Source organism: Acinetobacter sp. LMB-5 (assembly GCF_001541635.1).
Classification (GTDB): Bacteria; Pseudomonadota; Gammaproteobacteria; order Pseudomonadales; family Moraxellaceae; genus Acinetobacter; species Acinetobacter pittii.
The window spans coordinates 245,753-268,289 of the sequence record NZ_LRDR01000008.1 but is presented as its reverse complement, the minus strand read 5'-3'; the positions used below and the strand labels follow the sequence as shown (position 1 = coordinate 268,289).

The 22,537-nt window shown below is 39.1% G+C and carries 19 protein-coding genes; 4 read left to right on the top strand and 15 right to left on the bottom strand.

What is annotated here, in order from left to right; translation table 11 throughout:
* The 4 genes from AW165_RS13380 to AW165_RS13365 form a co-directional block, all read right to left on the bottom strand.
* On the bottom strand, positions 1 to 1,252 hold a 1,252-nt coding region (locus AW165_RS13380), incomplete at its 3' end, for a BapA/Bap/LapF family prefix-like domain-containing protein (RefSeq protein WP_060466099.1).
* Positions 1,253 to 1,709: 457 nt separating this feature from the next.
* Positions 1,710 to 3,212, bottom strand: a complete 1,503-nt coding sequence (locus tag AW165_RS13375; protein ID WP_002116022.1) for a cation:proton antiporter — start codon at positions 3,210 to 3,212, stop codon at positions 1,710 to 1,712.
* Positions 3,213 to 3,453: 241 nt separating this feature from the next.
* Positions 3,454 to 4,353 carry a neutral zinc metallopeptidase gene (locus tag AW165_RS13370; RefSeq protein WP_002116484.1) on the bottom strand — a complete coding sequence of 300 codons (900 nt, stop codon included), beginning with the start codon at positions 4,351 to 4,353 and terminating at the stop codon, positions 3,454 to 3,456.
* Positions 4,354 to 4,380: 27 nt separating this feature from the next.
* Entirely contained in the window at positions 4,381 to 5,310 is a 930-nt protein-coding gene (locus AW165_RS13365; protein WP_014207473.1) for a DUF808 domain-containing protein, read from the bottom strand.
* A 208-nt stretch (positions 5,311 to 5,518) separates the two neighbouring features.
* On the opposite strand from AW165_RS13365, the gene trpS reads away from it, so the two are divergent.
* Entirely contained in the window at positions 5,519 to 6,532 is a 1,014-nt protein-coding gene (gene trpS, locus AW165_RS13360; RefSeq protein ID WP_002116097.1) for a tryptophan--tRNA ligase, read from the top strand.
* Between the two features lie 407 nt (positions 6,533 to 6,939).
* On the opposite strand, the gene sucD is transcribed toward trpS, so the two are convergent.
* The 10 genes from sucD to sdhC all read right to left on the bottom strand — a co-directional run bounded on the left by sucD (position 6,940) and on the right by sdhC (position 18,599).
* Positions 6,940 to 7,830, bottom strand: a complete 891-nt coding sequence (sucD, locus tag AW165_RS13355; protein WP_000114637.1) for a succinate--CoA ligase subunit alpha — start codon at positions 7,828 to 7,830, stop codon at positions 6,940 to 6,942.
* Positions 7,831 to 7,844: 14 nt separating this feature from the next.
* Positions 7,845 to 9,011, bottom strand: a complete 1,167-nt coding sequence (gene sucC, locus AW165_RS13350; RefSeq protein WP_001048573.1) for an ADP-forming succinate--CoA ligase subunit beta — start codon at positions 9,009 to 9,011, stop codon at positions 7,845 to 7,847.
* Positions 9,012 to 9,158: 147 nt separating this feature from the next.
* A complete protein-coding gene (gene lpdA / locus AW165_RS13345) occupies positions 9,159 to 10,592 on the bottom strand; it encodes a dihydrolipoyl dehydrogenase (RefSeq protein WP_002116053.1) in 1,434 nt (477 codons plus the stop codon).
* Positions 10,593 to 10,653: 61 nt separating this feature from the next.
* Positions 10,654 to 11,850 (bottom strand): 2-oxoglutarate dehydrogenase complex dihydrolipoyllysine-residue succinyltransferase, encoded by a 1,197-nt coding sequence (gene odhB / locus AW165_RS13340; RefSeq protein WP_005064561.1) that lies wholly within the window; start codon positions 11,848 to 11,850, stop codon positions 10,654 to 10,656.
* Positions 11,850 to 14,690 carry a 2-oxoglutarate dehydrogenase E1 component gene (locus AW165_RS13335; protein ID WP_060466103.1) on the bottom strand — a complete coding sequence of 947 codons (2,841 nt, stop codon included), beginning with the start codon at positions 14,688 to 14,690 and terminating at the stop codon, positions 11,850 to 11,852. Before AW165_RS13335 ends, odhB begins: the two co-directional genes overlap by 1 nt.
* A 157-nt stretch (positions 14,691 to 14,847) precedes the next feature.
* Positions 14,848 to 14,976 carry a hypothetical protein gene (locus tag AW165_RS13330; RefSeq protein ID WP_002116082.1) on the bottom strand — a complete coding sequence of 43 codons (129 nt, stop codon included), beginning with the start codon at positions 14,974 to 14,976 and terminating at the stop codon, positions 14,848 to 14,850.
* 283 nt (positions 14,977 to 15,259) lie between these two features.
* Positions 15,260 to 15,970, bottom strand: coding sequence for a succinate dehydrogenase iron-sulfur subunit (locus AW165_RS13325; protein WP_002116292.1), 711 nt, complete (start codon positions 15,968 to 15,970; stop codon positions 15,260 to 15,262).
* Between the two features lie 14 nt (positions 15,971 to 15,984).
* Positions 15,985 to 17,820, bottom strand: a complete 1,836-nt coding sequence (gene sdhA, locus AW165_RS13320; RefSeq protein WP_002116225.1) for a succinate dehydrogenase flavoprotein subunit — start codon at positions 17,818 to 17,820, stop codon at positions 15,985 to 15,987.
* Positions 17,821 to 17,832: 12 nt separating this feature from the next.
* A complete protein-coding gene (gene sdhD, locus AW165_RS13315) occupies positions 17,833 to 18,198 on the bottom strand; it encodes a succinate dehydrogenase, hydrophobic membrane anchor protein (protein ID WP_000833672.1) in 366 nt (121 codons plus the stop codon).
* Positions 18,198 to 18,599 carry a succinate dehydrogenase, cytochrome b556 subunit gene (gene sdhC, locus AW165_RS13310; RefSeq protein WP_075384165.1) on the bottom strand — a complete coding sequence of 134 codons (402 nt, stop codon included), beginning with the start codon at positions 18,597 to 18,599 and terminating at the stop codon, positions 18,198 to 18,200. Before sdhC ends, sdhD begins: the two co-directional genes overlap by 1 nt.
* A gap of 473 nt (positions 18,600 to 19,072) precedes the next feature.
* On the opposite strand from sdhC, the gene AW165_RS19355 reads away from it, so the two are divergent.
* Complete coding sequence (locus tag AW165_RS19355) at positions 19,073 to 19,198, top strand: hypothetical protein (RefSeq protein WP_079381127.1); 126 nt, start codon at positions 19,073 to 19,075, stop codon at positions 19,196 to 19,198.
* Positions 19,199 to 19,541: 343 nt separating this feature from the next.
* Positions 19,542 to 20,816: a citrate synthase gene (gene gltA, locus AW165_RS13305; protein WP_002116327.1), complete on the top strand. Its 1,275-nt coding sequence runs from the start codon at positions 19,542 to 19,544 to the stop codon at positions 20,814 to 20,816.
* A 74-nt stretch (positions 20,817 to 20,890) separates the two neighbouring features.
* Here gltA and AW165_RS13300 read toward each other — a convergent pair whose 3' ends face one another.
* Entirely contained in the window at positions 20,891 to 21,376 is a 486-nt protein-coding gene (locus AW165_RS13300) for a DUF1289 domain-containing protein (RefSeq protein WP_060466098.1), read from the bottom strand.
* 111 nt (positions 21,377 to 21,487) lie between these two features.
* On the opposite strand from AW165_RS13300, the gene AW165_RS13295 reads away from it, so the two are divergent.
* Entirely contained in the window at positions 21,488 to 22,420 is a 933-nt protein-coding gene (locus tag AW165_RS13295; protein ID WP_060466097.1) for a rhodanese-related sulfurtransferase, read from the top strand.
* Positions 22,421 to 22,537 lie beyond the last annotated feature (117 nt).

The following is a 22,537-nucleotide window of genomic DNA, read 5'->3' as shown; positions in this document are numbered from 1 at the left end:
CAGCTGTATTTGGTGCAGCTGTATCAATCGTATAAGTTTGTGTATCGCTAACCGTACTGCTGTTACCTGCTGCATCTGTAAACGTTACAATAGCATCAATGGTTTTATCTGCATCTGCCTCTAAGCCACTGCCAGGCACATTTACTGTCCATGTTCCTGCTGCACTATCTACAGTTGCAGTATAAGTCACCCCATTCACAACAACTGTTACTACAGTATTGGTTGCATCTGACGGAATATTTTTCAAAACACCTGTAATAGTCACATCACCAGCCGCTTCTGATGCATTAACCACATTGTCAGCTGTTACAGAATCAACCGAAAAATCAACCTCATCCGTATTAGGAGCAGCAGTATCAATCGTATAAGTTTGTGTATCTTTAACAGTACTGCTATTACCTGCCGCATCTGTAAACGTTACAGTCGCATCAATGGTTTTATCTGCATCAGCTGTTAGACCACTACCAGGCACACTTACTGTCCATGTACCCGCTGTTTTGTCTACAGTTGCATTATAAGTTACCCCATTAATAACAACTGTAACGGCCGTATTGGCCGCATCTGCTGGAATGTTTTTCAAAACACCAGTAATCGTGACATTACCTGCTGCTTCTGATGCATTAATTACGTTATCTGAAGTAACAGGGTCAACAGAGAAAGTAACTCCATCTGTATTTGGTGGAGTAGTGTCAGCAGGTGTTGAGTCATCATCATTATCACTATTCGATGCTGCAGCGATAATACCGCCCGCAACTAAAGGAATAGCTGCCCACAACCATGGGTTTACACCTGCATCGTGATAAAGTAATGGTTCAATTGAAGAAATAGGCTGGTAAATAACGTCAGATACCAACTCTTGTGGTGCTTCTGCCGGTAAAGCAGCAGGTAAATCCTCAGCTACCAGAGCTTGTGGTTCAACATCACTGTCAGCGTCAGCGTCCGCATCGGCATCGGCGTCCGCATCATTTTCAGCATCTTTGAATTTTGCCCAAATCAACTGTCCATTTTCATCTTGAAAAACAAGACTGTTATCTTTAGGCTCAGCTGTTCCACTAAAGAAGCCTTCAATAACAATAGTCTCGCCATTTTTCAGGCGAATGACTGCATTGGTACCCTCCCTATTCACTACCAATACATCACTGGCAGCCACTTTTACCAATACGACCGACGCTTCTGAAAGCTTTGCAGAAGTTCCCTGGATTGTTGACAAGGTATCGTGACTATCCTTGGCAATAATTTGTATTTCAGGCATATCTGTATTCCTTTTATATTATTGATTTAAATGATTTTATGTATAATTCTTTTTACTTAATCTTTCTAAGTTTTTGACCTACAACTTAAAAACATTAAGTAATGTGATCATTTTTACATTAAACACTTTAAAATAAAAAAAACAAATACTAAAGTACCTAAAGAAAAAATTTTAATTAATAGAAATTATATATAAGTCTTAGTTAAGTTTTTCTTATGTTAATTTAATGAAAAATCACGTTAAACGTTTTATATATAAAACAAATTTATTATTTTACTATTTACCATTTGTTGAAAAATCATTTAATTAAAATATTTATATAACAATTATTAATATCTTAATAAAATAAAATATATTATTAATGATATATATAGAAAAAAAAGGCTTTAGGTAATATTTTACTATTACACTAAAACCTCATTTTTAAATATCTTATAAATTTTAAAACTATTTATATTTAGAAATTATCTGGACTCTCAAATCTTTTTACTTCTTGTAACTTATTCGGGTCATGCATTGTCGCAATTCCATCCTCAGTTTTTTGGTCTACAAGAATATCTGGATTATAAACGGTGATTGTTTCTCTACCCAGCGCATCCTCCCCCACAATATACTGAAAACCTCTTCGGTTCATCTTATGGCACAACCTTTGATAGAAGCCTTTTAAGCCTTCAGTTTCTTCGTTGGGGTTGTAATAAAAAGCATTCATCACAGCTGGTAAACCTAGGCCGCACACAATACCTGATAACAATACACTAATAAATGTATATCCAATCAGGATACTACTATAGGGACTTAAGGCAGGGATATTGGCTACTGCCAAAATCAATGCAAGTGAAATTCCTCCTCGTACCCCACCCCAAGATAAAATAGTCAAACTACCGTTGTAGCTTTTAGTTCTACGCATTGTGGGAAAAAAAGCGAAAGCCATAAAGTTGGCAGCAAAACGAGAAATATGAAGAATAAAGAATGCAACAATACCGCCTAAAATCAGGCTAAAGTTTAGATCAAGAATAAATAACTCTAAGCCAATTAAAGTAAATAAGAATGAGTTAATGATTCCTTCTACTGTATGCCAAAAATGATTAACTTCTTGAATCTCTCGCTCTTCGCGTATTTCTTTCCATTTGTTTCCAACAATTAAACCGCCAATTACACAAGCAATCGGTGCTGATGCATGCGCAAACAAAGCAACCAAATATGCTCCACTTGCAAGTAAAGCTGTTGTTAAAATCAGGGACTCCATTTCGTGTTTACCACGCAATAGACGCAACACCCCTACCCCAAATGCCCAACCAATGCCGACAGCGACAACAATTTCATAAAGTAGAGCTTCTAATGTTGCCACTAATGAGAAATGTTCACCTTGCAAAACATTAAGCAAAGTCATAAACAATGCAATACACATTGCATCATTAAATAATGATTCACCTTCTAGCTTAACAATTAAATGATGAGGTGCGCGAATCGAACTAAGCACACCTTTAATTCCAATTGGGTCTGTTGCCCCTAAAGCTGCACCTAAAAGTAACAGCACCAGAATTGGCACATGATATCCAACCAGTAATTGGAATCCGTAGAGTAAACTACCAAACAATACAGCACAAAGTACTAAGGCAATCGTTGCCAAAATACTGATTTGCTTCCAATAACTTTTTAGATCTGAGATTTTAAATTTGAGTGCCGAAGAAGTCAGAATAAAACAAATAACACCATTAATTAAAAAATCATAAAAATCGATATGGCGTACTGCTTCTTCAATATTATGAATATTAATGGTTATAAACTGATTACCATTTAGTAGGCTAGCACCCCACTGTAGAATAAAGACAAAAATCGCAGAAACAAGAGGAACACCAATCGCTTGGGGAAAACCCAAAATACGTTTATTAAAAATCGTGGTTGCGATTGATAGCGCAAAAACCACTGTAAATGCTTGTAGTAGAAAAAAATTACCCATGAACACCCTTCTTCTGGGTCAACGACCAAATAAGAAAATTTTGCTAGGTCGACCAAACTAAACAAAATGCAGGCATTAATAATGCCATGATCATAAAAAATGAAAATTCGGATGCAAGTTTAACGAATTGATTGAACAATCTATCAATCTGTTAAATTTCTTAACATTATTTATAGTTATGATCGAAACAAAAAAGATGAGCTTATTAAATTATGTTTAACAAGACTCATCCTATAGAATTTTAAACTGGATTATTAAAAGTATCGCATTGGTTAATATCACCAGTTTTTAAACCAACCTGAAACCAATGCATGCGCTGTTCACTACTACCATGAGTAAAACTATCTGGAACAACCTGACCCGTAGAGCGCTTCTGTAAATAATCATCTCCAATTTTTTGAGCAGCATCCATCGCTTCTTCAATGTCACCTTGCTCTAAAAATTGAGTTCGTTGTTGATTATGACTCGCCCAAATACCCGCTAAACAATCAGCTTGCAATTCTTGACGAACAGATAATTGATTACCTTCTCTTTGACTGACTTGTGCACGAGCTTGCTGGACTTGTGACGAAATACCCAGCAAGGTTTGAACATGGTGCCCTACTTCATGTGCAACCACATAAGCTTGTGCGAAATCGCCAGCCTGATCTTCCCTAGAAAGCTCAGTTTGGTTCTGCTCACCAGAAATTCCCATTTGCTGACGCATATCTTTAAAGAATTCTGTATCGATATAAACCTTTTGGTCTGCAGGACAATAAAATGGCCCCATCGCAGATTGGGCAGTACCACATCCTGACTGAACCATTCCACTAAACAATACTAATGTTGGTGGCGTATAGCTTTTACCTAACTGTTTAAATATAGGGGTCCAAGTATCTTCCGTATCAGCCAAAACCGTTCCAACAAAATCCGAGGCTTCTTTTTGCTCGGCCGTTAAACTTTCTGGCGCAGTTGCATTTGATTGTTGTGAAGCAGTAACTTGCTGCGTTGCTTGATAAGCCTGCTGTGGGTCAACACCAAAGAACTTCCACGCAACAAATGCAACAACCAAACCAATAATACTGATACCGCCTGCTCTAACACCGCCACCACCTCGACGGTCCTCAACATTGCTACTAATTCGTCGACCTTTCCAGCGCATAATTTCCCTCTTCTTTTTAGAATGGCATCATGAACCCGATGCTTTTTTAGGCCACATTTTTTGTATTAAGCTCACAATTAATAGAACAATTGCACCTGCAACAAGTCCTATTCCAAAGTTAATCAATGTTGGTGTTAAAGCACCAATGATGTTACCCACTGCTGGTATTGTTTCTACATGATCCACTGTGTCTTCAGTTAAGTGATGAAGTAATGGAATCGTATGATTAATAATCCCGCCACCCACTAAAAACATTGCAATAGTGCCCACGATTGAAAGTAATTTCATCAAAATAGGAGCAAAAGCTAATAGGCCTCGACCTATAGTTTGTTTAAATGAGGTCGACTGTTCTGTTAAATATAATCCCAAATCATCAATCTTAACAATCATACCAACTAGGCCATAAACGCCAATCGTCATCACAACAGCAATAACACTTAAAACGCTTACCTTTGTCATTAAAGTAGCCGTAGCAACTGTACCAAGCGTAATCACCACGATCTCAGCCGATAAAATAAAATCAGTTCTTACTGCTCCTTTTATTTTTTCTTTTTCAAACGTTGCTAAGTCTAATTCTTCATTTTCAAGCTCTGCTTTTGCTTCCTCTGATGTAGAAGCTTTTTTATGCATAATCGTATGAAGAACTTTCTCTACTCCCTCATAACATAAAAATAAACCTCCGAGCATTAATAGCGGATTAATAAGCCAAGGTGCAATTACACTAATTAACAATGCTAAAGGAACTAAAATAAGCTTATTAACAAATGAGCCTTTAGCCACCTTCCAAACAATAGGTAGTTCACGATCTGCGCGCACACCTGTTACTTGCTGAGCATTTAAGGCCAAATCGTCACCTAAAACTCCGGCAGTTTTCTTGGCAGCCATTTTGCTCATTAAAGCAACATCATCTAAAATTGTTGCTATATCATCTAGTAATAAAAGTAAGCCACTCGCCATTTCTTATCCAAGTTTGTATTTATTAAGGCTATTGTAAGATGATTTTTTTGAATTTCTGTAATTTTACTGAATAAATTCACAATATTATTTTAAGAAAAGTTTCCCCAATCGCTGACGAAAAAAATTTATTTCCCGTACAATAATGCCAATCTTTTATATTACAGGGCTTACTACCCCTGATTAAGCCAATACGATAGTGGAATAAATAATGAGTAATGTTGATCAGCGTCCAATTATTTTGACAGGCGACCGCCCAACCGGACAACTTCACCTTGGGCATTTTGTCGGTTCTTTGCGTTCTCGTGTAGGTTTACAGGATAGCCATCATCAACATCTCTTATTAGCAGATGCACAAGCACTAACAGATAATGCAGATAATCCAGATAAAGTTCGCCGTAATATTTTAGAAGTTGCTCTAGATTATTTAGCTGTAGGCATTGATCCAACAAAAACCACCATTTGTGTTCAATCTTGCTTACCAGCACTCAATGAACTCACAATGCTCTATCTTAACTTTGTGACAGTAGCACGTTTAGAACGTAACCCCACCATTAAATCTGAAATTCAAATGCGTGGTTTTGAGCGTGACATTCCAGCTGGTTTCCTCTGCTACCCTGTTGCACAAGCGGCTGATATTACTGCTTTCAAAGCAACTGTGGTTCCAGTGGGTGAAGATCAAATTCCAATGATTGAACAAACCAATGAAATCGTACGTCGAGTAAATCGCCAAATCGGTCAAGATCTTTTGCCTGAATGTAAAGCTTTGCTTTCTAATATGGCACGTCTACCTGGTTTTGATGGTAAAGCGAAAATGTCTAAATCATTAGGCAATACCATCGTTTTAAATGCTTCTGATAAAGATATTAAAAAAGCTGTTAATGCGATGTACACCGATCCAAATCACCTTCGTATTGAAGATCCAGGTCAAGTTGAAGGCAATATTGTATTTACATATTTAGATGCATTTGACCCAAATAAAGAAGAAGTTGAAGAATTAAAAGCTCACTATCGTCGCGGTGGTCTTGGCGATGGTACGGTTAAAAAACGCCTTGAAGGTGTGTTAAAAGAATTAATTACACCTATTCGTGAACGTCGCGAAGAGCTTGCTAAAGATCCTGACTACATTATGGATGTTTTACGCCAAGGTACAGATAAGTGCCGTCTTATTACTCAACAGACTTTAGACGAAGTTAAAGATGGCTTAGGTTTATTTAAATTTTAATCCTCTTTAAAACTAAAAGCCCTTCGGGGCTTTTTATTTATTAGATTCATAATATTCATTTTTTAGAATTACTAACGTATTGATAGCCATTCACAGGCTTTTACCCTATTAACGTGAAGTAACACTTATTAACGCTAATAGCGATGAAGAATATCTTAACTTTATCTATTATCCTTTATGTAGGTTACATCATATGAGCCTCACGACATTTCTCCTTAAACCGAAACTGTTTTTACAGATTCGTTGTTCTACGCAATGATCACCCCAATCATTGCGTATTTTTTTTGCCTAAAAATTTTATTTATGAATTAGCTATACTTATAAAAATTCTGATTTTTCTTTAATAAATAAAAAAACACCGCATCATTTTTCAGATGCGGTGCTTTTTAAGATTCAGCGTAAAGCGATTAAGCTAAACCTTTCTCTTTTAAAACTTGCAACATAGTTGAACCAAGCTCAGCTGGGCTACGAGTGTAAGCCATACCTGCTTTTTCAAATGCAGCGAATTTCTCTTCAGCAGTACCTTGACCACCAGAAATGATCGCACCAGCGTGACCCATACGCTTACCTTTAGGAGCAGTTACACCAGCAATGTAACCTACTACAGGCTTAGTCACGTTAGATTTGATGAATTCAGCAGCTTCTTCTTCCGCTGTACCACCGATCTCACCGATCATGATGATTGCATCAGTATCTGGATCGTCTTGGAACAATTGAAGCGCTTCGATTTGGTTCATACCTGGGATTGGGTCACCACCGATACCGATACAAGTAGACTGACCTAAACCAAGCTTAGTTGTTTGAGCAACAGCTTCATAAGTCAATGTACCTGAACGTGAGATGATACCAATACGACCTGGTTGGTGAATGTGACCAGGCATAATACCAATCTTACATTCGCCCGGAGTGATCACGCCTGGACAGTTAGGACCAACTAAACGTGTACCGTTACCGTTAGTTTCTAAATAGCGTTTTGCTTTAAGCATGTCGATTGTTGGAACACCTTCAGTGATCACAACGATTAGGCCAACACCTGAATCAACCGCTTCAACGATTGAGTCTAAAACGAATGGAGCTGGTACATAGATTACAGATGCATCTGCATTTGTTTCACGTACAGCTTCTTTCATTGTGTTGAATACTGGTAAGTCAAGGTGAGTAGTACCACCTTTACCTGGAGTAACACCACCAACAACTTTTGTACCGTAGTCTAAAGCTTGTGCAGAGTGGAAAGTACCGTTTTTACCAGTAAAACCTTGTACCAATACTTTAGTGTCTTTATTAATTAATACGCTCATGATTGATACTCCCCTTACGCTTTAACTGCAGCTACAACTTTTTCTGCGGCATCAGACAAGCCGTTTGCAGAAATTAATTTCAAACCAGATTCATCAAGTAATTTAGCACCTAACTCAGCGTTGTTACCTTCTAAACGAACAACAACTGGAACAGTTACGTTTACTTCTTGAACCGCTGCAATAATCGCTTCAGCAATCATGTCACAACGTACGATACCACCGAAGATGTTGATTAAAACACCTTGTACAGATGTATCAGCAAGGATGATTTTGAACGCTTCGATTACGCGCTCTTTAGTTGCACCGCCACCAACGTCAAGGAAGTTTGCAGGCTGACCACCATAAAGTTTAATGATGTCCATAGTTGCCATTGCAAGACCAGCACCGTTAACCATACAACCGATGTTACCTTCTAAAGCAACATAGTTAAGATCAAATTCAGATGCTTTTAATTCACGCTCATTCTCTTGAGATTTGTCACGTAAAGCAGCAACTTTAGGTAAACGGTAAAGCGCGTTAGAGTCGATACCTACTTTCGCGTCTACACATAAAATTTCGCCATTTTCACGAACTGAAAGTGGGTTAATTTCAAATAAAGCAAAATCATTTTCAACAAATGCTTGGTAAGCAGCTGTCATGATTTTTACGAATTGACCGATTTGTTTATCTTTCAAACCTAAAGCAAACGCAACTTCACGTGCTTGGAATGGTTGTAAGCCAACTAATGGATCAACTTCAACTTTGATAATTTTTTCTGGAGTTTCTTCAGCAACTTTCTCGATTTCTACACCACCTTCTGTAGAAGCCATGAAAGTAATACGACGGCTAGAACGGTCTACAACCGCACCTAAGTAAAGCTCACGCTCAACTGGGTATACGTCTTCAGCAACAATAATGCTGTTTACTGGTTGACCATTTGCATCTGTTTGATACGTTACAAGACGAGTACCAATGATATTGTTTGCAAATTCGATAACGTCTTCTTTAGATTTTGCAACTTTAACGCCACCAGCCTTACCACGACCACCAGCATGAACTTGCGCTTTCATTACCGCGAATTTACCACCAAGCTGTTCAAATGCAGCAACTGCTTCGTCTGCATTGGTAGCCAAGATACCTTCTTGTACTGGCATACCATATTCTTTCAATAACGCTTTAGCTTGATACTCATGTAAGTTCATTTAGTTACCTACTTAACTTTGTTTGTTGTCTTCAATTTGCACAACATTCTCATGTTGCATATGCAAATTGCTGTCTACGTCTTTCACCTTGATGCTTTTTTAATCACACCATCGAATGTGAAAAAGAGCGGAGAACCGCTCTTTATTTTATTTACGCTTACGTTGAATCGCGTGAATTGCACGACCATCTACAGCAAGTGCAGCTTCATGAACAACTTCAGAGAATGTTGGATGACCAAATGTCATTAACTGAAGATCTTCAACAGAAGATACAAATTCAAGAGCGATCATACCTTGGTGTACGATATCAGATGCAGCAGGTCCAATAACATGCATACCTAATAAACGGTCAGTTTTTGCATCAGCAACAAACTTAACAAAACCAGCACCTTCACCCGCCGCTAAAGCACGACCATTTACAGCAAAACCGAATTGACCAGTTTTAACTTCATGACCTTTTTCTTTAGCTTGTTCTTCAGTTAAACCAACCCATGCCGCTTCCGGATGTGTATAGATAACAGAAATAATTGTGTCATAGTTCACTTGAGCTGCATGACCGTGAATACGTTCAACAGCCATTACACCTTCTTCCATTGCTTTATGAGCAAGCATTGGACCACGAACCAAGTCACCAATCGCGTATACACCTTCTACAGAAGTTGCACAGTGATCATTTACTTCAACTAGACCGCGTTCAGTCAATTTAATGCCTGAATCATCTGCCAATAAACCTTCTGCATAAGCTTTACGGCCTACACAAACGATTAATTTGTCAAAAGTCTGAGTTTTTTCTTCGCCGCCTTGAGTGTATTTAACAGTCACTTCGCGACCATTAATTTCAGTACCAGAAACTTTAGCACCGATACGAATATCAAGACCTTGCTTAGTTAAAAGTTTTTGGTAGTCTTTTGCCAAAGCTTTATCAGCCATTGGTAAGAATGCATCCATTGCTTCAAAAACAACAACTTCAGCACCAAGACGACGCCAAACAGAACCAAGCTCTAAACCGATTACGCCTGCACCAATTACACCTAAACGCTTAGGTACTTCTGGGAAGTTCAATGCACCAGTTGAATCAACAATAATATCTTGATCTACAGGAGCTACTGGAATATTTACAGGCACAGAACCAGACGCAAGAATAACGTATTTAGGTTCTAAAACTTGAGTTTCACCTTCATGAGAAACGAACTCAACTTTTTTACCAGCAAGTAATTTACCAGTACCTTTTAACCATTCAATGCCATTGCCTTTAAGCAATTGATCGATACCACCAGTTAATTGGTCAACAATTTTGTCTTTACGAGCAAGAAGCTTAGCAAGATCAAAATTCACTTCACCTGTAGTGATACCGTGATCAGCTAAGTGATGTACTGTATCTTCGTAACGGTGAGAAGAGTCAAGTAATGCTTTAGAAGGAATACAACCTACGTTTAAGCATGTACCACCTAAAGATGGCTTACCGTTGTGAATACGTTTTTCGATACAAGCGACTTTAAAACCTAGTTGAGCAGCACGAATCGCAGCTTCATAACCACCAGGACCACCGCCAATAACAACAAGATCAAATTGTTGAGACATTGTTTATCTCCATGGTCCGAGATAGAGGATCACTCTACCTCGGTAATATTATTCGAAGAAATTAAAGATCAAGGATGAGTTTAGCTGGCTCTTCTAACAATTCTTTGATTGCTACCAAGAAACCTACAGCTTCTTTACCATCGATCATACGGTGGTCATAAGAAAGTGCTAAATACATCATTGGCAAGATTTCAACTTGACCATTTACAGCCATAGGACGCTCTTGGATTTTATGCATACCCAAAATACCAGTTTGTGGCTGATTCAAAATTGGAGTTGAAAGTAACGAACCGAAAGTACCACCGTTAGTGATTGTGAAAGTACCACCAGTCATTTCTTCGATAGATAATTTACCATCACGTGCTTTAGCAGCATATGCACCAATACCAGATTCAACTTCTGCATAGCTCATACGATCAGTATCACGTAATACTGGTACAACAAGACCACGATCAGAAGATACTGCAACACCGATGTCATAGTAACCGTGATAAACGATATCGTCGCCATCAATTGAAGCGTTTACAGCTGGGTAGCGTTTAAGCGCTTCAGTTGCTGCTTTAACGAAGAATGACATGAAGCCTAAACGAGCGCCATGACGTTTTTCAAAAGCATCTTTATATTGCTTACGCAATTCCATGATTGGCTTCATGTTAACTTCGTTGAATGTAGTTAACATTGCAGTTTCTTGAGTTGCAGCAAGAAGACGCTCAGCTACACGCTTACGTAAACGAGTCATTGGAACGCGTTTTTCGATACGCTCACCAACAGCCACACTTAACGGAGTAACGTTAGCAGCTGGTTTAGCTTGATGGTTTGCAACATCTTCTTTAGTGATACGACCACCACGACCAGTACCTTGTACGTCAGCAGCAGCAATACCAGATTCAGTTAATGCTTTACGAACTGCAGGAGCTTGATCAGATACAGTTTCTGTACGCTCAACAACAGGCGCTGCACCAGCTTGAGTTTGAGCAACTGCTTGCTCTACTGCTGCAGGAGCAGCCGCTGCTGCACCAGCGCCAGCTTCAAATTGAGCAATAACTTCGTCAGAAAGAACTGTATCGCCTTCATCTTTAATGATTGCAACTAAGCTACCATCAGCAGGAGCAACAACTTCTAAAACAACTTTGTCGGTTTCAATATCACAGATTACTTCATCACGTGATACAGGTTCACCCACCTTTTTGTGCCAAGTTGCGATGGTTCCATCTGCAACAGACTCTGGGAATACCGGTGCTTTAATTTCGGTTGCCATTATTGAGAATCTCCTGATTGTTCAGCTTCGATTGCCAATGCATCATTAATTAGCTGAGCTTGTTGTTTTGCATGCAAGTACGGTGAGCCACAAGCTGGTGCAGCAGAAGCTTCACGACCTGCAAAACTGATACGGATTTGTTTGCCAGATTTTAAGATATCGTCATATAAACGCGGTGCGATAAATAACCATGCGCCTTGGTTCTTCGGCTCTTCTTGTGCCCAAACAAGTTCTTTCACGTTTGGATATGCAGCCAAGATTTCCGCAAGACGTTGCTCTGGATATGGATACAACTGTTCAATACGTACGATTGCAACATTAGTTAAGTTTTGTTCACGACGTTTTTCAAGTAAGTCGTAATAAACTTTACCGCCACAAAGTACAAGACGAGTTACATCTGACTTGTTAATTTGATCGATTTCATCAATTACAGTTTGGAATGAACCATTTGCAAGCTCTTCTAAAGTAGAAGTCGCAAGTTTATGACGAAGTAAAGATTTCGGTGACATTACAATCAATGGCTTACGAATTGGGCGTACAGCTTGACGACGTAATGCATGGAAAATCTGTGCAGGTGTCGTTGGAGTGATCACTTGCATGTTGTCTTCAGCACATAACTGTAAGAAACGTTCTAAACGAGCTGATGAGTGTTCTGGACCTTGACCTTCGAAACCGTGTGGTAACAACATTGTTAAACCACAAACACGTTCCCACTTAGTCTCACCAGAAGCAATAAACTGGTCAATCACAACTTGAGCACAGTTTACGAAGTCACCAAATTGTGCTTCCCAAATAATCAAGCTCTTAGGAATTGTAGTTGCGTAACCATATTCGAATGCAAGAACTGCTTCTTCAGATAAAAGAGAGTCGTAAATCGCAAAACGTGGTTGGTTCTCTTTCACATGACAAAGTGGAATGTAAGTTGAACCATCAGCTTGGTTATGCAATTTCGCATGACGGTGTGAGAAGGTACCACGACCCACGTCTTCACCAGTAATACGAACTAGATAATCTTCATCTAATAAAGTTGCATAAGCTAAAGTTTCTGCTGCACCCCAGTTTAATGGAGTTTCACCAGTTTGCATTTTTACGCGGTCTTCAATTACTTTTTGAACCTGACGCTGCATTACAAACCCTTCAGGAAGTTTGCTCATGCCCTCGCCTAATTCTTTTAAGCGATTTAAGTCAAATGAAGTATCCCAATCATCTGTGTAGTCATGGCCCAAATATGGCGTCCAATCAACAAACATTTTGGTATTTGGTTCAAGAATCAATGCATTTGCTACATGATTACCCGCTTCTAGATCAGAACGGTAATCTTCAACCATTTGGTCTGCTTCAGCACGATCAAGTACTTTCTGTTGAACAAGTTGATCAGCATAAAGTGTACGAGTAGTCGCTTTCTTCGCAATTACTTGATACATCAATGGCTGTGTACCAGATGGCTCATCTGCTTCGTTATGGCCACGACGACGATAACAGAACAAATCGATAACAACATCTTTACGGAATTCGTGACGGAAATCATGTGCTAATTGAGTAGCAAAGATAACAGCTTCAGGATCATCGCCATTTACATGGAAAATTGGCGCCTGAATCATTTTAGCAACGTCTGTACAGTATTCTGTAGAACGTGCATCACGAGGATCAGAAGTTGTGAAACCTACTTGGTTGTTCACAATAATATGAACTGTACCACCAACCGTATAGCCACGAGTTTGTGACATCTGGAAGGTTTCCATGTTCACGCCCTGACCTGCAAATGCCGCATCACCATGAACAATAACTGGTAAAACGTCATCACCGCCAATGTCTCTACGACGTACTTGACGTGCACGTACAGAACCTTCAACTACAGGACCAACAATTTCCAAGTGAGATGGGTTAAATGCTAATGCCAAGTGAACTTCGCCACCTGGAGTCATTACATTACTTGAGAAACCTTGGTGATATTTAACGTCGCCAGAACCTTTTTTATGAATTGATTTACCTTCGAACTCACCAAATAAGTCCGCAGGGTTTTTACCCATAATATTCACAAGAAGGTTTAAACGGCCACGGTGTGGCATACCAATAACAACTTCTTTACAACCTACAGCACCAGCACGCTGAATAATCTCGTTTACCATAGGAATAAAAGATTCGCCGCCTTCAACACCAAAGCGTTTAGCACCGACGTATTTATTACCAAGATATTTTTCAAGACCTTCAGCAGCAGTTAAACGCTCTAAGAAGCCTTTCTTTTGATCATTTGTGTAATTGAATTTACCACGGGCACTTTCAAGACGTTGTTGAATCCAACGTTTTTCTTTTGTGTCCACGATATGCATGTATTCAACACCAATCGAACCACAATAGATTGATTCCATTGCTTCAATCATTTCAGCAAGCGTTGCTTCGCTTTTGCCGATTTCAAGATTGCCGGTATTGAATACAGTGTCTAAATCTGATTTGGTTAAACCGTGAGCTGAAAGATCTAAATCTGGAATCTCTTCACGCTTAGCAAGACCTAATGGATCTAATTTAGCTTTTTGATGTCCGCGATTACGATAAGCAGCAATAAGTTGTAAAACGCCAATTTGACGACGCTCATGCTCAGTACTTACAGTACTTTGTACAACAGGTTGAACACGATTAGCATTACGTCCTAGTAATAGGAATTGCTCACGCACAGCGCTGTGTGGTTGGTCACCCTTTGGATATTTATCGAAATATTGGCGCCAGTCCTCAGCTACAGAGGTTGGGGAAGTCAGGTACTGCTCGTAAAGTTCTTCAATATACGCTGCACTATCAGCGGAAAGTTCAGTGTCAAGACGCAATGCGTCAGCAACTTCTTGCATTTGTGGACCCATTTCCTATTGCAAAAAATATTACAGGCTGCCTTTTAAGCACACCCATGATGCATAATGCCAAATTGGTAAAAAAGGCACTACTTACCCAACAGGTCTCTAAGACCATGGGGCGTCATACTACCTAGAGAGAAAACTCCATAGGTAATTAATGAATCACAACGCCCTCAATGGCATCATCACTCACCTTATACTCGATTAAAACCGAGCAATTTTTTGCAAATCTTTTTAGAAAAATTAACTTTAAAATTAACTTTTCTAAAATGACTTTAACCATAAAAATTAAGCACAGATCTAAGATCGTGCTACTTAAATTAATTTCACTAGTATACGCTTTTTTCACCTATAACTTTGTGGCAAATCGTATCATGTTCTTAAACAACGATTGATTTTTTTGACACATACCACCTATAAATTAGCGAAATACATAAGCGATTTTATCTTTTAATATATGGTGCAATATATAAAATCCTCGCTCTTTTCGACCAAAGTCTAAAGTTTACATTATAAAATTAAAAAAAAACGCACATCAAGGATGCGCGTTTTCTATTTGTGCAGAATTAACCCGCTTGATCTAATAGCATGTTACGGATGTGACCGATTGCTTTAGTAGGGTTTAGACCTTTAGGACATACTGACACACAGTTCATAATACCTTTACAACGGAACAAACTGAATGGATCGTCAAGACGAGCCAAACGGTCTGCAGTAGCAGTATCACGAGAGTCGATAATAAAACGGTATGCATTCAACAATGCTGAAGGACCCAAGAATTTATCAGGGTTCCACCAGAATGATGGGCATGAAGTTGAACAACATGCACAAAGAATACATTCATACAAACCATTTAAGTGTTCACGCTCTTCAGGAGACTGTAAACGCTCTTTAGGTGGAGCTGGTTGGTTATTGATCAAGAATGGCTGAATTTTGTCATATTGATCATAGAATTGGTTCATATCAACAACCAAATCTTTAACAACCGGCAAACCTGGTAATGGACGAATTACAATTTTCTCAGGCAGGTCATTTAAATTCCATAAACAAGCCAAACCATTTTTACCATTAATGTTTACACCATCCGAACCACAAATACCTTCACGGCATGAACGACGGAACGTTAATGATTCATCTTGAACCTTCAAAGCAAGTAATGCATCAAGCAACATACGGTGCTTATCAGTCAATTCAAGCTTGAAAGTTTGCATGTACGGCGCTTTATCCTTATCAGGATCATAGCGGTAGATTTCGAATGTACGAGTACCTCTACTCATCTTTATACTCCCGATTAGAATGTACGTGGTGCTGGTGGAATTGCATCAACAGTCAACGGTTTGAAGCGCACAGGCTTATATTCCAAACGATTGTCTGATGAATACCATAAAGTATGCTTCATCCACTCATCATCACGGCGACCGTATGAATAAGTTGGGTGATCAGCTGGCAATTCATAATCAACTACAGTATGCGCACCACGACACTCTTTACGCGCAGCAGCTGAAATTAATGTAGCTTTTGCAACTTCATATAAGTTTTCAACTTCAAGCGCTTCAACACGTGCAGTGTTAAATACTTTAGATTTATCTTTCAAGTGAATGTTACGCACACGTGGTTCAAGAGCAAGAATCTCTTTAACACCTTTATCAAGCAAAGCTTGAGTACGGAATACACCAGCGTGGTCTTGAACGATATCACGAATCGCATCAGCAACTTCTTGTGCATTTTCGCCAGAAGTTGATTCATCCAATTTACGTACGCGATCTAAAGTTTGCTCTAATACGTTTGTTGGAAGTGGTGCATATTCATCACCATGATGCTTAGTTACGTAGTCGATAATGTGCTCACCAGCAGCTTTACCAAATACAACCAAGTCAAGAAGTGAGTTAGTACCTAAACGGTTTGCACCATGTACTGATACACAAGAACATTCACCAATTGCATAGAAACCTTTTACAGGTTTAGTGTAATTGTCTGTACCTGCTTCAGGTAAGCACACTTGACCATGCATATTTGTAGGAATACCACCCATTTGATAATGGATTGTTGGTACTACAGGAATTGGTTCTTTAGTAATGTCAACGTTCGCGAATTTTTTACCAATCTCAAATACAGATGGTAAACGCTTCATGATTGTGTCAGCGCCCAAGTGAGTCATATCTAGTAAGATATAATCACCTTTTGGACCACAACCACGACCTTCTTTAATTTCTTGGTCCATAGAACGTGATACGAAGTCACGTGGAGCCAAGTCTTTTAAAGTTGGTGCATAACGTTCCATGAACGGTTCGCCGTCTTTGTTACGAAGGATTGCACCTTCACCACGACAACCTTCAGTTAACAATACGCCTGCGCCCGCAACACCCGTAGGGTGGAATTGCCAGAATTCCATATCTTGTAATGGAATACCAGCACGAGCAGCCATACCAAGACCGTCACCAGTGTTGATATAAGCATTTGTTGATGCACGGTAAACACGACCAGCACCACCGGTCGCAAACAATGTCGCTTTTGCTTGGAATACTGCGATATTACCAGTTTCTTGGTCAATCGCTGTTACACCAAGAACATCACCTGCTTCGTTACGGATCAAATCAAGCGCGATCCATTCAACGAAGAACTGAGTACCCATTTTCACGTTGCTTTGATAAAGCGTGTGTAATAATGCGTGACCAGTACGGTCAGCAGCAGCACAAGCACGTGGAACTGGTTTATCACCATAGTTCGCAGAGTGGCCACCGAACGGACGCTGGTAAATTGTACCATCAGCGTTACGGTCAAACGGCATACCCATGTGTTCAAGTTCATACACAACTTTTGGTGCTTCACGACACATAAATTCAATTGCGTCTTGGTCACCTAACCAGTCAGAACCTTTTACCGTATCGTAAAAGTGGAAATGCCAGTTATCTTCTTGCATGTTACCTAACGACGCACCGATACCGCCCTGAGCAGCAACTGTATGTGAACGTGTTGGGAAAACTTTAGTAAGTACTGCAACTTTCAAACCTGCTTGAGCAAGTTGGTAAGAAGCACGCATACCAGAACCACCACCACCAACGATAACTGCATCGAAAGTGAGGTTTTGAATATTTGAATAATCTTCTTTAGGGGTTATCGCGCCCATGATATCTTCCTATCAATTCGCCCAGAAAATCTGGATACCCCAGATTGCGTACACAAACACTGCAATAATGACAGCCGTCGTCAGTACAAGGCGTAAACCTTTCGCTGAAGGACCCATTTGACGAGTAGTGACATAGTCAGTAAAAACTTGCCACATACCAATCCATGCGTGTGCGATAAGCGATAAAATTGCCAATAAAGAAAAAATCTTCATTGGTAATGTCATCATGAAGCCAGCCCACTGTTGATAGTCAAATCCACCTTTGCAGAGAATCCAACCAAAAAGAACAACAGTATAAGCTGCTAATACAACCGCACTTACACGCTGGATAAACCAATCACGAGAACCTGAACCAGTTAAACCTGTAGCACTTTTCATTAGAACATAATCCATACAAAGGCTGCGATAATGGCTACCACAGATAAGATCAATGAAATTGTCGCTGCAATACGACCACTTTGCAGTTCTTCAGCAAAACCTAAATCTGCAAGTAAGTGCTTAACTCCAGCAATAAAGTGGAATATCAAGCCGGCTGCAAATACCCAAACAACAAAACGTACAAGGATATTTCCAAAAACGACATTTTTAACGTAGTCAAATCCTTCTGGTGAAGATAATGATTTATCTAGAATCCATAAGAGAACTGGTACTAATAAGAAAACGATGACACCTGATAAACGGTGTAAAATTGATGCAATAGCCACGGGTGAGCGTAAATTTACCGCTAACACCTGACCCATGGACAAATTGACAGGTCTGTTGCTTTTCACAGCGGGCATCCTGTAGGTAGAAACTCCGACCGGAGTTTGTTGAATTAATTCCAAGGAAAGCTGGCATTGTTAGGCAAGCACAGCTCATGCCTAACCTATAAACGACACTGAATTATAAAACGCGAAGTATCAAAATACAAACAATCCACTTTGCCATTTCAGCAAAAAACCATTAAATAAGAATCATTCAAAACAATATTACATTATTAGGTCAATAAAAAAACTATACCTATACACATCATGTCCTTGTTTAAAATAACTTTTTATTTAATTTCATTTTTTCTGAAATTTCTTTTAAATAAGCCGATTTTAGACTAAAGATAAAGTTATAAATTCCTCATATCAATAGAAAAATGATCGCAAACCCTCCTATTTTGAATGTGAGCCACATTTTAAATAAGTGAACAGACTTATATTTCAGATAGATATTAAGCGATCTACACTAATTTTTCGAAAGTGAATTTCATTAAAAAACAGTTCTTATGATTTTAAACTCGTCTGATAAGCTATTTTTTATACAATTAAACTTAAAAAAAGAACAATATTCTTTGTTACAACTAAATAAAAATACAATTTTTTTTGAGTATAAATTTGAAATTACATCATGAGTTTTATGATTTTTTTAAGTGGATTGGCATTTTCTACCGCCTTGTTATTCTGAATTGCAATTTATAAATTTGCTTACAATTGTACTCATCCTTCATTTTTTTTCTGCACGTTCTTGTTGAATTGACTTATTATACCATCCCGATGCAGTGATTTTACTGACTTTTTTGCTCGGGTCTTGATGACTAACTCTCTGTGGGAACGTCATTTTTTATCCATAAGTATAATTGACAAAATTTCAGTACTCACTAATCTTATAGCAAATTTTGACACCGTCTGATTCGCACATGAGAACATTAGGATTTCGAGTCAGATCAACATTCACCAGGACAGGAGATCTATTGAATGTCTGAAGCAAATGGCAAAAAAGCCGTATTACATCTTGATGGCAAAGAAATTGGATTACCAATCTACAGTGGCACTTTAGGTCCAGATGTAATTGATGTCAGCAGCATACTGAAAGAAGGTCATTTTACTTTCGATCCTGGTTTTATGGCGACAGCCGCATGCGAATCTAAAATTACTTTCATTGATGGTGACAAAGGTATTTTATTACACCGCGGCTACCCAATTGATCAGTTAGCAACTCAAGCAGACTACCTTGAAACTTGTTATTTATTATTAAATGGCGAGCTCCCAACTGCTGAACAGAAAGTTGAGTTTGATACGAAAGTACGTGCTCACACTATGGTTCACGATCAAGTTAGCCGTTTCTTCAATGGTTTCCGTCGTGACGCTCACCCAATGGCAATCATGGTTGGTGTTGTAGGTGCATTATCTGCGTTCTATCATAACAATCTAGATATTGAAGACATCAATCACCGTGAAATCACTGCAATTCGCTTAATTGCAAAAATTCCAACGCTTGCTGCTTGGAGTTACAAATACACAGTAGGTCAACCATTCATCTATCCACGTAACGATTTAAGTTATGCGGAAAACTTCTTGCACATGATGTTTGCTACTCCTGCTGACCGTGATTACAAGGTTAATCCTGTTCTTGCTCGCGCAATGGATCGTATTTTCACGCTTCATGCTGACCACGAACAAAATGCTTCTACATCTACAGTACGTCTTGCTGGCTCTACTGGTGCAAACCCGTATGCATGTATCTCTGCTGGTATCTCTGCACTTTGGGGACCTGCTCACGGTGGTGCAAACGAAGCAGTTCTTAAGATGCTTGATGAAATCGGTAGCGTTGAAAACGTTGCAGAGTTCATGGAAAAAGTTAAACGCAAAGAAGTTAAGCTTATGGGCTTCGGTCACCGCGTTTACAAAAACTTCGACCCACGCGCTAAAGTAATGAAGCAAACTTGTGACGAAGTTCTTGAAGCTTTAGGCATCAACGATCCTCAATTAGCACTTGCTATGGAACTTGAGCGTATCGCATTGAACGACCCGTACTTCGTTGAGCGTAAACTTTACCCTAACGTAGACTTCTACTCAGGTATCATCCTTAAAGCGATTGGTATCCCAACAGAAATGTTTACTGTAATCTTCGCTCTTGCTCGTACAGTTGGTTGGATCAGCCATTGGTTAGAAATGCACAGCGGTCCTTACAAAATCGGTCGTCCTCGTCAGCTTTATACTGGTGAAACTCAACGCGACATCAAACGTTAATATTCGAAAGAAAATTAATGAAAAAAAGCTGCCAAAAGGCAGCTTTTTTATTTACGTGTTTTTCTACTTTAGGCCTATTCTTCTTCATACATAGTTAACAAGTGATGGCTAATTCCATCTGCTCGCAACCAAGCCAACTCATAGCTCGCTTTAGCCAAAGCTAAAACACGTCGTTCAAACTCAACCCATATTGTTTTAACTTGAGACTCCGAAATACCCAAACCACTCTCGTGTGCTAAATGTTTATTCTTTTCACATATTTTTAAGGCATGGTAAAGCTTACGGCCTTGACTCGCCCCTTCCATTAACCGAACACGCTTACTTAAAATAAAGCCTTCAACATCCTGTAAGTCTGCATGAGGCAGCATCGGTACTAAGATTTGATTCAATTGATCATCTAAACGCTTCCATACAGCTAAACGCTGCTCTGCCGTATAAGTGTTCCATTGAATCACCTCGTGGTTAAAACGGCGACAACCACGACAAACCTGATCACCAAAAACTGTTGAACAACGCCCTGCACATGGGGTGAGAGAGAGCGTTCGATGATCATTACTCAAAACAAACTCCTTAAATAAACCATATACTTTTTATGGTTTTCTCGCTTATTACAAATTTTCGCGCTAAAATATGCGCCTTAAATTTCTATCTTAATACATTTGGAGTTTTCCATGAACGCTACTGTAGAACAGCTTGCACCTGTAGAACAGCAAGCGACCGCAGGTTGGGTTGTTGCAGCACTATATCAATTTAAAGAAGTTCAAGATCCTGCCGATCTTCAACAACGTTTATTAGACTTAGTGAAAACAATTAACCTTTGTGGAACTCTGATTGTAGCAGATGAAGGAATTAATGGTACTGTTGCTGGTGATCGCTTAGCAATTGATACACTACATCAATTTTTGCTCAATGAAGGCTTTGGTGCTATGGAATACAAAGAATCCCATAGTTCTGACAAACCTTTCCGCAAAATGAAAATTAAACTTAAAGAAGAAATCGTGACTTTAGGTGTTGAGGTTAAACCTCGTGACTTAGTCGGTCACTACCTTGATCCTAAAGAGTGGAATGATTTAATCGCACGTGATGATGTAATTTTAATCGACACACGTAATGATTACGAATATAAAGCGGGTACATTTAAGGGCGCAATTGACCCTAAAACTGAAACATTCCGTGAGTTTCCAGAATACGTCAAGAAAGAATTAGAGCAACATAAAGACAAAAAAATTGCGATGTTCTGTACTGGTGGTATTCGCTGTGAAAAATCAACTTCTTTACTTCTTCAAGAAGGATTTAAAGAGGTTTACCATCTTAAAGGCGGTATCCTTAAGTACCTAGAAGAAACCCCTGCTGATGAAAGCTTATGGGAAGGTGAATGTTTCGTATTTGACGGACGCACTGCTGTAACTCATGGCGTCGAAGAAGGCGTAAATATTAAATGTCATGCTTGCGGTTGGCCTTTAACTCCTGAAGAGTCTGCTCTACCAAGTTACGAACACGGTGTTTCTTGCGTTTATTGCATCGACAAAACCACTGAAAAGCAAAAAGCTGGTTTCCGTATGCGCCAGTCACAAATTGCTGCTGCAAAGCGTAAACGTCTATAAAACTATAAAATAGTTTTCAAAGGGCACTTAGATTTCTAACTGCCCTTTTTTATTTTATATCACTTAATTTTTCGTAATAAAAAACGCCCTAGAAAGGACGTTATTTATTATTTCTTC

Excerpts from the sequence above, each read along its gene's own strand:
- sdhD (WP_000833672.1), bottom strand. The coding sequence starts at position 18,198 with ATGAAAAGTGCTACAGGTTTAACTGGTTCAGGTTCTCGTGATTGGTTT.
- AW165_RS13375 (WP_002116022.1), bottom strand. The coding sequence starts at position 3,212 with ATGGGTAATTTTTTTCTACTACAAGCATTTACAGTGGTTTTTGCGCTA.
- odhB (WP_005064561.1), bottom strand. The coding sequence starts at position 11,850 with ATGGCAACCGAAATTAAAGCACCGGTATTCCCAGAGTCTGTTGCAGAT.
- sucC (WP_001048573.1), bottom strand. The coding sequence starts at position 9,011 with ATGAACTTACATGAGTATCAAGCTAAAGCGTTATTGAAAGAATATGGT.
- sdhA (WP_002116225.1), bottom strand. The coding sequence starts at position 17,820 with ATGGGCGCGATAACCCCTAAAGAAGATTATTCAAATATTCAAAACCTC.
- AW165_RS13370 (WP_002116484.1), bottom strand. The coding sequence starts at position 4,353 with ATGCGCTGGAAAGGTCGACGAATTAGTAGCAATGTTGAGGACCGTCGA.
- AW165_RS13295 (WP_060466097.1), top strand. The coding sequence starts at position 21,488 with ATGAACGCTACTGTAGAACAGCTTGCACCTGTAGAACAGCAAGCGACC.
- AW165_RS19355 (WP_079381127.1), top strand. The coding sequence starts at position 19,073 with ATGATTTTAAACTCGTCTGATAAGCTATTTTTTATACAATTAAACTTA.
- AW165_RS13365 (WP_014207473.1), bottom strand. The coding sequence starts at position 5,310 with ATGGCGAGTGGCTTACTTTTATTACTAGATGATATAGCAACAATTTTA.
- AW165_RS13330 (WP_002116082.1), bottom strand. The coding sequence starts at position 14,976 with ATGGTTAAAGTCATTTTAGAAAAGTTAATTTTAAAGTTAATTTTTCTA.
- sucD (WP_000114637.1), bottom strand. The coding sequence starts at position 7,830 with ATGAGCGTATTAATTAATAAAGACACTAAAGTATTGGTACAAGGTTTT.
- sdhC (WP_075384165.1), bottom strand. The coding sequence starts at position 18,599 with ATGCCCGCTGTGAAAAGCAACAGACCTGTCAATTTGTCCATGGGTCAG.
- AW165_RS13335 (WP_060466103.1), bottom strand. The coding sequence starts at position 14,690 with ATGCAAGAAGTTGCTGACGCATTGCGTCTTGACACTGAACTTTCCGCT.
- trpS (WP_002116097.1), top strand. The coding sequence starts at position 5,519 with ATGAGTAATGTTGATCAGCGTCCAATTATTTTGACAGGCGACCGCCCA.
- AW165_RS13325 (WP_002116292.1), bottom strand. The coding sequence starts at position 15,970 with ATGAGTAGAGGTACTCGTACATTCGAAATCTACCGCTATGATCCTGAT.
- gltA (WP_002116327.1), top strand. The coding sequence starts at position 19,542 with ATGTCTGAAGCAAATGGCAAAAAAGCCGTATTACATCTTGATGGCAAA.
- lpdA (WP_002116053.1), bottom strand. The coding sequence starts at position 10,592 with ATGTCTCAACAATTTGATCTTGTTGTTATTGGCGGTGGTCCTGGTGGT.